The sequence below is a fragment of the Vibrio sp. V33_P6A3T137 genome (genome assembly GCF_009904835.1).
Classification (GTDB): Bacteria; Pseudomonadota; Gammaproteobacteria; order Enterobacterales; family Vibrionaceae; genus Vibrio; species Vibrio metschnikovii.
The window spans coordinates 1-11,756 of the sequence record NZ_WXWK01000029.1 but is presented as its reverse complement, the minus strand read 5'-3'; the positions used below and the strand labels follow the sequence as shown (position 1 = coordinate 11,756).

Annotated in this window: 10 protein-coding genes and 6 tRNA genes; all 16 read left to right on the top strand. The window is 46.0% G+C overall.

The window, feature by feature from the left end:
- The first annotated feature begins 78 nt into the window (after nucleotides 1-78).
- The 16 genes from cysP to CAG60_RS02090 all read left to right on the top strand — a co-directional run bounded on the left by cysP (nucleotide 79) and on the right by CAG60_RS02090 (nucleotide 11,744).
- The gene (cysP, locus tag CAG60_RS02165; protein WP_161438173.1) at nucleotides 79-1,080 is read left to right on the top strand and encodes a thiosulfate ABC transporter substrate-binding protein CysP; all 1,002 of its coding nucleotides are present in this window, start codon (nucleotides 79-81) and stop codon (nucleotides 1,078-1,080) included.
- Between the two features lie 77 nt (nucleotides 1,081-1,157).
- On the top strand, nucleotides 1,158-2,003 hold the full coding sequence (gene cysT / locus CAG60_RS02160) for a sulfate/thiosulfate ABC transporter permease CysT (RefSeq protein ID WP_004395994.1): 846 nt from the start codon (nucleotides 1,158-1,160) through the stop codon (nucleotides 2,001-2,003).
- Between the two features lie 10 nt (nucleotides 2,004-2,013).
- On the top strand, nucleotides 2,014-2,877 hold the full coding sequence (cysW, locus tag CAG60_RS02155; RefSeq protein ID WP_004395993.1) for a sulfate ABC transporter permease subunit CysW: 864 nt from the start codon (nucleotides 2,014-2,016) through the stop codon (nucleotides 2,875-2,877).
- A complete protein-coding gene (locus CAG60_RS02150) occupies nucleotides 2,874-4,001 on the top strand; it encodes a sulfate/molybdate ABC transporter ATP-binding protein (RefSeq protein ID WP_161438172.1) in 1,128 nt (375 codons plus the stop codon). Before cysW ends, CAG60_RS02150 begins: the two co-directional genes overlap by 4 nt.
- Nucleotides 4,002-4,101: 100 nt before the next feature.
- On the top strand, nucleotides 4,102-4,593 hold the full coding sequence (gene pncC, locus CAG60_RS02145; protein WP_161438171.1) for a nicotinamide-nucleotide amidase: 492 nt from the start codon (nucleotides 4,102-4,104) through the stop codon (nucleotides 4,591-4,593).
- A gap of 131 nt (nucleotides 4,594-4,724) precedes the next feature.
- On the top strand, nucleotides 4,725-5,774 hold the full coding sequence (gene recA / locus CAG60_RS02140; RefSeq protein WP_072668909.1) for a recombinase RecA: 1,050 nt from the start codon (nucleotides 4,725-4,727) through the stop codon (nucleotides 5,772-5,774).
- 62 nt (nucleotides 5,775-5,836) lie between these two features.
- Nucleotides 5,837-6,337 carry a recombination regulator RecX gene (gene recX, locus CAG60_RS02135; protein ID WP_161438170.1) on the top strand — a complete coding sequence of 167 codons (501 nt, stop codon included), beginning with the start codon at nucleotides 5,837-5,839 and terminating at the stop codon, nucleotides 6,335-6,337.
- A 131-nt stretch (nucleotides 6,338-6,468) separates the two neighbouring features.
- A complete protein-coding gene (alaS, locus tag CAG60_RS02130; RefSeq protein ID WP_161438169.1) occupies nucleotides 6,469-9,051 on the top strand; it encodes an alanine--tRNA ligase in 2,583 nt (860 codons plus the stop codon).
- A 221-nt stretch (nucleotides 9,052-9,272) separates the two neighbouring features.
- Nucleotides 9,273-10,460: an aspartate kinase gene (locus tag CAG60_RS02125; RefSeq protein WP_158137833.1), complete on the top strand. Its 1,188-nt coding sequence runs from the start codon at nucleotides 9,273-9,275 to the stop codon at nucleotides 10,458-10,460.
- Between the two features lie 90 nt (nucleotides 10,461-10,550).
- Nucleotides 10,551-10,748 (top strand): carbon storage regulator CsrA, encoded by a 198-nt coding sequence (gene csrA / locus CAG60_RS02120; RefSeq protein ID WP_115152690.1) that lies wholly within the window; start codon nucleotides 10,551-10,553, stop codon nucleotides 10,746-10,748.
- A gap of 265 nt (nucleotides 10,749-11,013) precedes the next feature.
- Nucleotides 11,014-11,106, top strand: a tRNA-Ser gene (locus CAG60_RS02115).
- Between the two features lie 48 nt (nucleotides 11,107-11,154).
- Nucleotides 11,155-11,231 (top strand) — tRNA-Arg (locus tag CAG60_RS02110).
- A gap of 25 nt (nucleotides 11,232-11,256) precedes the next feature.
- A tRNA-Ser gene (locus CAG60_RS02105) sits at nucleotides 11,257-11,349 on the top strand.
- 65 nt (nucleotides 11,350-11,414) lie between these two features.
- Nucleotides 11,415-11,491 (top strand) — tRNA-Arg (locus CAG60_RS02100).
- 34 nt (nucleotides 11,492-11,525) lie between these two features.
- Nucleotides 11,526-11,602 (top strand) — tRNA-Arg (locus CAG60_RS02095).
- Nucleotides 11,603-11,667: 65 nt separating this feature from the next.
- Nucleotides 11,668-11,744, top strand: a tRNA-Arg gene (locus CAG60_RS02090).
- Nucleotides 11,745-11,756: the final 12 nt, after the last annotated feature.

Genomic DNA, 11,756 nt, shown 5'->3' with positions numbered 1-11,756 from the left:
GCTTTGTTATAATTCATTTACCTAATACTCTAAGCAATAGGAAGCCATGCTGGCAACGGGAATTGTGGAGTATCAAATATGAAGTTTATTAAGTCGGCGTTAGCCACATTACTCATGGTTGGATCATTGAATGTTTCAGCCGCCGATCAAACCATTCTTAACTCATCGTATGATATCGCTCGTGAGCTTTTCAATGCTTATAACCCGCTATTTGTTAAGCATTGGCAAGAAAAAACTGGGCAAACGGTAGAAATACGTCAATCTCATGGCGGTTCTTCCGCTCAAGCTCGTTCTATTTTACAAGGGCTTGCAGCGGATGTGGTGACTTTCAACCAAGTTACCGACGTCCAAGTTCTGCATGATCGGGGAAAATTAATCGACGCCAATTGGCAAGATAAATTTCCTAATGCGAGCTCACCTTATTATTCAACAACCGCATTTTTAGTTCGCAAAGGTAACCCGAAAAATATTCAGAACTGGGATGATTTGGCTCGCGACGATGTGTCATCCGTATTCCCGAATCCAAAAACTTCCGGTAATGCGCGTTACACCTATTTGGCCGCGTTAGGTTTTGCCCAGCAAGAATTTGGTGTCGATAATCAAGCCGAACAAGACCGATTTTTAAGACAGTTTCTTGCTAATGTCGCGGTATTTGATACCGGAGGTCGAGGGGCAACCACTTCTTTTGTTGAGCGTGGCCTTGGGGACGTATTGATTACTTTTGAATCTGAAGTTAATAATATTCGTCAGCAGTACGGTATGGATGATTATCAAGTCGTGGTGCCTAAAACTTCTATTTTGGCTGAATTTCCGGTAGCGGTTGTCGAGCGTACCGCTAAACGTAAAGGCACTTATGAGGTTGCTCACGAATACCTCTCTTACTTATACAGCGAAGAGGCACAGCGTTTATTGGCTGGTTTCAGCTATCGAATCCATGATGAAAAAGTGAAAGCCGAGTTTGCCGATCGTTTTCCTGATGTCGAATTATTAACGGTAGAGACTATTGCGGGTGGTTGGGAAAAAGCCATGCAAGACCATTTTGCCAATGGCGCTAAACTGGATCAGCTACAACGTCGTTAACCGATGATTCGCCACTTAGTTTTACTAATCTAACTCAGTGGCTATTTTACTTACGCTTAAGTTTTTGCAGAGGGTTTATGAGCCGTTCTCTCACGCGACCACGTCATAAACGAGTATTGCCCGGTTTTGGGGTCAGTCTCGGGACCTCGCTATTTTTTATCAGTTTAATTTTATTACTGCCGGCGAGTGGCTTAATTATCCAAACCAGCAATATGTCTTGGGCAGAATATTGGCAGGTGATCGCCGACCCAAGAGTGGTGGCCAGTTACAAAGTTACCATTGGAGCCGCGTTGATTGCCTCGTTATTTAATGGCTTGCTAGGACTGTTGCTGGCGTGGGTTTTGGTTCGTTATGACTTTTATGGCAAACGGATCCTGGATGCGTTAGTCGACTTACCCTTTGCGCTCCCCACAGCAGTGGCAGGAATAACCTTAGCGACGCTGTACTCAACCAATGGATGGGTAGGAAGTGTGCTTAGTGAACTCGGGATCAAGGTCGCTTACACCCCTTTAGGGATTGTATTAGCAATGGTGTTTACCAGTTTGCCTTTTGTGGTTCGTACGGTTCAGCCTGTGTTAGAAGAGATTTCTAAAGAGGAGGAAGAAGCCGGTATGACCCTTGGTGCGACGGATCGAGCGGTGTTTTGGCGAGTGATCATGCCGTCGTTAAAGCCCGCTCTGCTGGTTGGTGTCGCGCTTTCATTTACGCGCAGTTTAGGGGAGTTTGGCGCGGTGATCTTCATTGCTGGCAACATGCCTTATGTGAGTGAAATTACGTCATTAATGATTTTTGTGCGTTTGCAAGAATTTGATTTTCCTGCGGCGAGCGCGATTGCTTCGGTGGTGCTACTTGCTTCTTTGTTATTACTGTTGACGATCAATGTATGGCAAGGTGCTTATTTACGTCGTATTCATGGGCGTTAAGGAAAAGGCGATGAAAGGATTACAGCCGAAACGAGTCGGTGAAACGCCTTGGGTGAAATGGAGCCTGATTGGATTGGCGCTATTTTGGGTCACTTTACTTTTAGTGATCCCATTAGTCAGTATTTTTCAGCAAGCGTTCGCAAGTGGTTTATCGGCTTACATTGGTCATTTACTCGAACCCGATACGCGCCATGCGATCAGTTTGACGTTATTGGTTGCCCTGTTGACGGTGCCGATTAATTTGGTGTTTGGGGTGCTGCTCGCTTGGGCGGTCACGCGTTTTGAATTTCCAGGACGTAAAGTACTGACCACGATCATTGATATTCCATTTGCCGTTTCTCCCGTCGTTGCAGGTTTGTTGTATTTACTGCTCTATGGCAGTAACGGCTGGTTAGGTGAATGGCTGTTTGAGCGTGATTTACAAGTGATGTTTGCCTGGCCGGGTATCGTATTGGTCACGGTGTTTGTTACCTGCCCATTTGTTGCCCGAGAGCTGATCCCTCTGATGCAACAGCAAGGCCGTTCGGATGAAGAAGCGGCGGTGATTTTGGGCGCATCGTGGTGGCAACTGTTTCGTCGAGTGACGTTGCCGAACATAAAATGGGCCCTTATTTACGGGGTGATATTAACCAACGCCAGAGCGATTGGCGAATTTGGTGCAGTGGCGGTGGTATCTGGCAATATCCGTGGTGAGACCAATACCCTTCCTTTGCATGTCCAAGTCTTGTATGAAGATTACCAATCACAAGCGGCGTTCGCGAGTGCGTCATTACTGGCGTTTATCGCCTTGTTAACATTAGTGTTAAAAGCGATTGTTGAGTGGCGACAAGAACATAATCAAAGCAAAACCAAGAGTGAGCAAGAGACGGTATGAGTATTCGTTTAGATAATATTTCCAAAAACTTTGGAGCATTTCAGGCTTTATCACCGCTCTCTTTACACATTGATGATGGCGAAATGATAGGCTTACTAGGCCCATCTGGCTCAGGAAAAACCACTTTATTGCGTATTATCGCTGGCTTGGAAGGGGCGGATACTGGACACATTCATTTTCGTAATCGTGATGTCACCTATGTTCATGTTCGTGAACGCCGAGTTGGGTTTGTATTTCAAAATTACGCCCTGTTCCGGCATATGACGGTTGCGGATAATGTGGCCTTTGGTTTACAAGTGATGGATCGTCGTCAGCGTCCAACGTCGACTGAAATCGCTCGACGAGTCAAACAACTGCTTGAGATTGTTCAACTTGGTCATTTGGCCGATCGCTATCCAGAGCAGTTGTCAGGTGGACAAAAACAGCGTATCGCGTTAGCTCGAGCATTGGCCACTCAACCAGAAGTGTTGTTATTGGATGAGCCGTTTGGTGCGCTCGATGCCAAAGTTCGTAAAGAGCTACGTCGCTGGCTACGCAGTTTGCATGATGAGCTCGGCTTTACCAGCGTTTTCGTCACCCACGATCAAGATGAAGCCTTGGAGCTTTCGGATCGTGTGGTGGTGATGAGTAATGGTCGAATTGAGCAAGTCGATACCCCTGTTCAGTTATACGCTGAGCCAAACAGTCGTTTTGTGTTCGACTTTTTTGGTAATGTAAATGTTTTTCCTGCTCAGTGGCAGGATCCCCATTGGCAAAATGAGCAGGCTTTTATTTTGCCGCCTCAGCAGAGAGCGATTCAACAAGCTGGGACGCTTTACGTCCGTAGTCATGAGTTGAGTGTTTCTCTCAAAGAGAACAGTCAAGCGTGTTTACCTTGTGAAGTTTTGTCGATTAATCCTGTTGGTGCAGAGGTACGAGTCGAGCTTGCGCCTATCGGTTGGCAAAGCCCTGAACCATGGGAAGCGAAACTGACTCATCGCGCTTTAAATGAACAGCCTATTGCTCGCGGTGACAAAGTATTTGCTACGCCACAGGTAGGGTATTTTTTTGACGAACAGAGTCAGTCTCCTCAGGTGATTCGCTGGCCGTTCCTTGATGCAGACAGTTTGATGTTTGAAATTTAAGAGTCATCATGACGGTGTGGTGTGAAGCAATGGGTACCGAATGGTGCCCATTATGTTTTATGATGTTTGGGTGGTTGGATTAAAAATAAGTAGGGGTAGCATGAATCACATCGTCGCACTAAGCCAACAAGTCGGGCAGCAGTTATTGGCTGCTCAGCAAATGATGACTAGCGCTGAGTCGTGCACGGGCGGAGGTGTTGCCTTTGCCATCACCGATACCGCAGGCAGCTCGGCTTGGTTTGATCGCGCTTTTGTCACTTACAGTAATCAAGCTAAACAAGAGATGCTCGGTGTGCGTTCACAAACGTTGCTTGAATATGGCGCGGTTTCTGAACCGGTAGTGGTGGAAATGGTCCACGGAGCACTATTGCATTCACAGGCGACCATCGGAGTAGCGATCAGTGGTATCGCTGGGCCATCAGGGGCGACGGATGACAAGCCCGTCGGCACCGTATGTTTTGCTTGGGCGAGTAACCAAGGTTGGCAGAGGGTGGAAACGGTTTATTTTCAAGGAGATAGGGCGAGTGTTCGCGAGCAGGCGATCATCCATGCGTTGCAAATCATCAGTGACCATTTATCTTCAACGATTTGAGCTGAGGCGCAAAAATCTTCATACAGCTCTGGACACTGTATGAATCAACAGTATAATAAGTGGTAAGTTGACGATAACGTCGCACTCAATCGCGAAACCTTTCACCGTAAGGTGACAGTCTGGAGAAAGTAATGGACGAGAATAAACAAAAAGCCTTAGCCGCAGCGCTTGGTCAAATTGAAAAGCAATTCGGTAAAGGATCTATCATGCTGCTGGGTGATAACCGCACGATGGATGTCGAGACGATTTCAACCGGTTCTCTTTCTCTCGACATCGCCTTGGGTGCTGGCGGTCTACCGATGGGGCGGATTGTTGAAGTTTATGGTCCTGAATCTTCGGGTAAAACAACTTTAACTCTTGAGTTAATTGCTTCTGCACAACGTGAAGGTAAAACCTGTGCGTTTATTGATGCTGAACACGCTCTTGATCCTATTTATGCTCAGAAGCTGGGTGTGAAGATCAACGATCTACTTGTTTCTCAGCCAGATACTGGTGAGCAAGCACTGGAAATTTGTGATGCACTGGCGCGTTCTGGTGCGGTCGACGTCATCGTCGTTGACTCTGTTGCTGCGCTAACACCGAAAGCCGAAATTGAAGGTGAAATGGGTGATAGCCACATGGGCCTCCAAGCTCGTATGCTTTCTCAAGCGATGCGTAAGCTGACAGGTAACTTGAAGCAGTCGAACTGTATGTGTATTTTCATCAACCAAATTCGGATGAAAATTGGCGTGATGTTTGGCAACCCAGAAACGACAACGGGTGGTAATGCGCTTAAGTTCTACGCTTCAGTTCGCTTAGATATTCGTCGTACAGGCGCGATTAAAGAAGGCGAAGAAGTGGTGGGTAATGAAACCCGCATTAAAGTCGTTAAAAATAAAATCGCCGCCCCGTTTAAAGAAGCCAATACTCAAATCATGTACGGACAAGGGTTTAACCGTGAGGGCGAGTTGGTCGATTTAGGGGTTAAACATAAGCTGATTGAAAAATCCGGTGCTTGGTACAGCTACAATGGCGATAAAATTGGCCAAGGTAAAGCCAATGCTTGTAAGTTTTTGCGTGAGCATCCTGAAGCCAGCAAGGCGATTGATAGCAAATTGCGTGAGATGCTACTCAGCCCTGAACAAGTTCCGCTTGATGAGCCTGAATTTGGTGTCATACCTGAACAGGAAGAAGAGCTGTAACCTAATCCCTGACCTATCTTTAAGCCCTGCTTTGCAGGGCTTTCTTATTTGGAGCTAAATCTATGCATTGCCCTTCATCCTCGCGCTATCCCAATCGAAATAAAAGTGCCTCATCACCGAGTCATCCTAAAGAAACCGCTCTTCGAATCTTGTCGCGTCGAGATCACAGCGAATACGAGCTTATCCAAAAATTACTCCTTAAGGGTTTTAGCCGTGAAGAGATACAACCGGTGATGATGTATTGCCAAGACTATGGCTATCTTGATGATTTACGTTATGCCTTAAGTGCTATTCGTCAAGGCATGAACAAAGGCCATGGTGAGCGGAGAATTCGTCAGTTATTGCAGCAAAATCGAGTTGCCGATGACGTGATTAATATCGCGTTAGAGCAGCTTGCCCCCGATTGGTTTGAACTCGCCAAACAGCTAGCAGAGAGGAAGTTTAAAGCTCAACCTGCGATTGAAGCCAAAGAACAGGCAAAGCGGGTGCGATTTTTGCAATCTCGAGGATTCAGCTTTGAACAGATTCACTACGCTTTGAGTGATCAAGAAGAGGCAAACTAAACGTTAATTAATCGTCTATCACGCCTCTTTTTTATTGCCATCAGCGGCTTTTATTTAAGAAAACTAGGCGAAGCCTTATCCATGCTTTACAATACGCAAAATTCTAACTTGAGTCATTCAGGAAGAGCTGCATGTTTATGAGCACCGATGAGGTTCGCCGCGCGTTCCTCTCATTCTTTGAAAGTAAAGGACACCAAATCGTTGACAGTTCGTCATTGGTGCCTGCAAACGATCCGACCCTGCTATTCACTAATGCTGGGATGAACCAATTTAAAGACTGCTTTTTAGGCCTAGAAAAACGCGCCTATACTCGCGCTACGACAGCTCAGCGCTGCGTTCGTGCTGGTGGTAAACACAACGATCTAGAAAACGTTGGCTTCACTGCTCGTCACCACACTTTTTTTGAAATGCTAGGCAACTTCAGTTTTGGCGATTATTTCAAAGAAGATGCCATTCAGTATGCATGGGAGTTTTTAACCGAAGTGGTTAAGCTTCCTAAAGAGCGTCTATTGGTCACCGTTTATCAAACCGACGATGAAGCGTTTGATATTTGGCATCAGCAAATTGGCATTCCCCAAGATCGTATTATTCGTATTGGCGACAAGCCTGGCGGTAAAGCTTACGAGTCGGATAACTTCTGGCAAATGGGTGACACCGGACCTTGTGGTCCTTGTACGGAAATTTTCTACGATCATGGCGAGCATATTTGGGGTGGTCCTCCAGGTTCAGCTGAAGAAGACGGCGATCGTTTTATTGAAATCTGGAACGTGGTCTTTATGCAGTTTAATCGCCACGCTGATGGGAAAATGGAACCGCTACCTAAGCCTTCGGTTGACACTGGAATGGGTATCGAGCGTATTTCGGCGATCACTCAGGGAGTTCATTCCAACTATGAGATCGATGTCTTCCAAGCGTTAATCAAAGCCGCAGCAGAAGTGATTGGTTACCAAGACCTGACCAATCAATCATTACGGGTTGTCGCGGACCATATTCGCTCTTGTGCCTTTTTGATTGTTGATGGTGTGATGCCGTCGAATGAAGGTCGTGGTTATGTGCTGCGCCGCATCATTCGCCGTGCAGTTCGTCATGGTAACAAATTAGGAGCACAAGGGGCTTTCTTCCATAAGCTCGTAGCACCGTTAGCCGAGGTAATGGGCAGCGCTGGCGAAGAGCTTAAAAAACAGCACGCTTTAGTGGAAAAAGTACTGCGTATCGAAGAAGAAAACTTTGGTCGTACATTAGAGCGCGGTATGGCGATTCTCAACGATGCATTGGATGCGGTTGAAGGTTCGGTTTTAGATGGTGAAACTGTATTCAAACTCTATGATACTTACGGCTTTCCGGCGGATTTAACCAATGATGTTGCGCGTGAGCGTGGTTTCACCATTGATGAAGAAGGCTTTGAAGCGGCGATGGAAGAGCAGCGTCAGCGTGCGCGCGATGCAGGCAATTTTGGCACCGATTACAACAGCATGATTAAGGTGGATGGAGAAACGGAATTCTGCGGTTATAGCGCGACCCAGCAAATGAGTCCGGTATCTGCATTATTCGTCGATGGCCAAGAAGTTTCGGCGCTATCAGCAGGTGATAAAGCGATCGTTGTTTTGGAAACAACGCCTTTTTATGCTGAATCTGGCGGTCAATGCGGTGATGCAGGCTTACTGAGAACCGCTTCGGGTGTGTTTAAAGTCGACGATACCCAGAAATTAGGTAATGCCATTGCCCATTATGGTGTGATGCAAGAAGGCGTATTAGCCAGTAGCGATCATGTTGAAGCTCTGGTGGATGAAAAACGTCGCAATGCGATTTCACTCAATCACTCAGCGACACACTTATTGCATGCTGCGTTACGTCAAGTACTCGGTGAGCATGTGACCCAAAAAGGTTCACTGGTTAGAGCCGAAAATTTGCGCTTCGATTTCTCTCATTTAGAAGCCATGACCGCAGCAGAAATTAAGCAAGTTGAACGTTTAGTCAACGCGCAAATTCGCTTGAATCATGTGATTGAAACTCATGTGATGGACATCGAGTCCGCTAAGCAAAAAGGCGCGATGGCGCTGTTTGGCGAGAAATACGATGAACAAGTTCGTGTCTTGTCGATGGGTGATTTTTCGACCGAATTATGTGGTGGTATTCATGCGTCACATACCGGTGATATTGGCCTATTTAAGATTCTCTCTGAAGGGGGGATTGCTGCAGGGATTCGTCGTATTGAAGCTGTAACGGGTGAAGCCGCACTGGATGCATTGGAAACTCAGCAGCACAAGTACGAAGAGAAATTATCGGAAGCGATGCAAAAAACTAAGCAGCTGGAAAAAGAAATCCAGCAACTGAAAGATAAGTTAGCTTCACAAGCCAGTGCCAACTTGATCGATCAGGTTAAATTAATCGCCGGTGTCAAAGTCCTCGTGGCGCAATTGAATGGCGCGGATAATAAAGCCTTACGTGGTATGGTGGATGAGCTTAAAAACCAATTAGGTAGCGGGATTATTTTGCTTGGTAATGTTGCTGACGACAAAGTTGGTTTAATTGCTGGCGTGACTAACGATCTGACCGCCAAAGTCAAAGCGGGGGAGCTGGTTAACCTCGTTGCCCAGCAAGTCGGTGGTAAAGGTGGTGGTCGTCCCGACATGGCACAAGCTGGAGGGAGCGATGCACAGGCATTGCCATTGGCTTTAGAGTCGGTAGACGCTTGGATTGCTGAGCGTTTATAAAGTAATGATAACTTACGCTCAATCACTATTTTTTGATTGAGCGTAACTTTATCTGGTTAACCAAGTGGTGTAATTGACGTTATTTTAACCGTAACCAATTACTCACTTGGTTTTGTTGTTTATACTCTCCAAACGAATAATCAATAGGTTGATTAGTGTACTGGTTGATTATGATATTGTTTGGACCTAATGAGACTTTGGTCTTGGGAAGGTGAATACTGGTGAAAAAGCCCCTTATCGTGCAAAAGTTCGGCGGAACGTCGGTTGGTTCAATTGAAAGAATGCATACCGTAGCCGAGCACATCATTAAAGCGAAGAATGATGGTAATCAAGTTGTTGTTGTCGTTTCGGCAATGTCAGGAGAAACCAATCGTTTATTGGGTCTCGCCCAACAAATCGATAGCGTTCCTACTGCTCGAGAACTTGATGTTTTGCTCTCTGCTGGTGAGCAAGTGTCGATGGCACTGCTGGCAATGACCTTAAATAAATTGGGTTATGCAGCACGCTCACTAACCGGAGCTCAGGCGAAGATTGTGACGGATAATCAACACAATGACGCAACGATTAAGAACATTGATACTCAAACGATTACAGAGCTACTAGAGCAAGATCAGATTGTGATAGTGGCTGGTTTTCAAGGTATTAATGATAATGGGGATATCACCACTTTAGGACGAGGGGGCTCCGATACGAGTGCAGTAACACTCGCGGGAGCACTGAGAGCTGATGAGTGTCAAATATTCACGGATGTTGATGGTGTGTACACTTGTGATCCACGAGTGGTACCTACTGCTAAAAAACTAGACGTGATAGATTTCCCATCTATGGAAGAGATGGCGCGTAAAGGCGCTAAAGTGTTGCATTTACCTTGCGTACAATATGCATGGAAGCATCAAGTGCCTTTACGAGTGTTATCGACGTTCGATGTTAATCATGGCAGTTTAATTAAGGGTGAGGTTGGGACACAAAGGGTCTGTGGCGTAGCAATACAGCGCGATATGGCTTTAGTCACTGTTCCTCACGATAGCTTAGCTGGCTTAATTAAACAGTGTCAGATGCTAGCGATTGAACTGTGGAATGTGATCGAGGAGACAGAATGGGCAGGCGTAGTCATAAAACGCGATGCTTATGCGAAGTTGGATCTGGTGTTCCGCGATAAAATCCGTAATAGTGAGCAGGTGAGTTTACTAACGACAGTTGGTTTGCAAGCCCCTGCTTTGATGGATCATGCCTGTACATTATTAGCCGAAAACGGTATTAATGTGCATTATGTTTCTAACACCTCACACTCGTTAATGTTAATGCTTGCGCCGGACAAGGTTGATAGTGCGGCTAATATTTTGCACGAAGCTTATATTCATTCGGATACTTTATTGCAGTTTCAGGCTAAACAAGCCTTTTTAGGCTGATTTAGAGAGTAGAGAGTTTACGAAAATATAACTTTTAGTAGATAATAGTGTTGTTGCAAGATAATACAGAGAATACTCAAGGAGCAAAGAATGCTAATTTTGACTCGCCGCGTTGGCGAAACACTGATGATCGGTGATGAAGTAACCGTAACAGTTCTGGGCGTAAAAGGTAACCAAGTACGTATTGGTGTGAATGCTCCGAAAGAGGTGTCTGTGCACCGTGAAGAAATCTACATGCGCATTCAAGCTGAAAAAGGTAATAGTACTGCCACACCTGGCAACTACTAATTATTGAACTGAGAAAGGCTGACTAATGTCAGCCTTTCTGGTTTTTGACGGACTTGAATGGTAATTAGAGTCGTGTGTTTTTGACTACGATTGCGTAATCCGTGGATGATATTATTTAGGTGTTTGTTTTTAGCTAGAGTTTTTCTAAAGCGTAAATTCTCGACGCTTTGGTTAAATTGCCAACGGTTGATGTGGTTTTTGTTTTTTTTACCAAGAAAGTGTTTGACATATTTTGGGTAAATCGTAATATGTGCCTCCGCAAGACGGTGAGGTGGCCGAGAGGCTGAAGGCGCTCCCCTGCTAAGGGAGTATACGGTTTGTAGCCGTATCGAGGGTTCGAATCCCTCCCTCATCGCCATCTTGTGGTGCTTACGAATATAAAGAAATTTATACAATAAGCGACAGCGCGTCCTTAGCTCAGCTGGATAGAGTACCTGGCTACGAACCAGGCGGTCGGAGGTTCGAATCCTCCAGGACGCGCCATATTTCTTTTGGAATGTGAACATGTGGTGAGGTGGCCGAGAGGCTGAAGGCGCTCCCCTGCTAAGGGAGTATACGGTTTGTAGCCGTATCGAGGGTTCGAATCCCTCCCTCATCGCCATTTGTTGACCTCGGGTCAACATTTTTGTTTTAAAAGAAGTAGTTAGTGGTGAAAATCACTTTTGCGCGCTCATAGCTCAGCTGGATAGAGTACCTGGCTACGAACCAGGCGGTCGGAGGTTCGAATCCTCCTGAGCGCGCCATATTATTAAACTGGTGATAATAATCATTAGTCTTGCGTCCTTAGCTCAGCTGGATAGAGTACCTGGCTACGAACCAGGCGGTCGGAGGTTCGAATCCTCCAGGACGCGCCATATTACGGTGAGTAATCACCGATTTTCATTGGCTAGCCATGCGAATGAATAAAGTAAAAATCTGCGCGCTCATAGCTCAGCTGGATAGAGTACCTGGCTACGAACCAGGCGGTCGGAGGTTCGAATCCTCCTGAGCGCGCCATATTATTAAACT

Bases quoted from the DNA above. Each gene is read 5' to 3' on its own strand.
- cysP (WP_161438173.1), top strand. From the start codon at position 79: ATGAAGTTTATTAAGTCGGCGTTAGCCACATTACTCATGGTTGGATCA.
- cysT (WP_004395994.1), top strand. From the start codon at position 1,158: ATGAGCCGTTCTCTCACGCGACCACGTCATAAACGAGTATTGCCCGGT.
- cysW (WP_004395993.1), top strand. From the start codon at position 2,014: ATGAAAGGATTACAGCCGAAACGAGTCGGTGAAACGCCTTGGGTGAAA.
- CAG60_RS02150 (WP_161438172.1), top strand. From the start codon at position 2,874: ATGAGTATTCGTTTAGATAATATTTCCAAAAACTTTGGAGCATTTCAG.
- pncC (WP_161438171.1), top strand. From the start codon at position 4,102: ATGAATCACATCGTCGCACTAAGCCAACAAGTCGGGCAGCAGTTATTG.
- recA (WP_072668909.1), top strand. From the start codon at position 4,725: ATGGACGAGAATAAACAAAAAGCCTTAGCCGCAGCGCTTGGTCAAATT.
- recX (WP_161438170.1), top strand. From the start codon at position 5,837: ATGCATTGCCCTTCATCCTCGCGCTATCCCAATCGAAATAAAAGTGCC.
- alaS (WP_161438169.1), top strand. From the start codon at position 6,469: ATGTTTATGAGCACCGATGAGGTTCGCCGCGCGTTCCTCTCATTCTTT.
- csrA (WP_115152690.1), top strand. From the start codon at position 10,551: ATGCTAATTTTGACTCGCCGCGTTGGCGAAACACTGATGATCGGTGAT.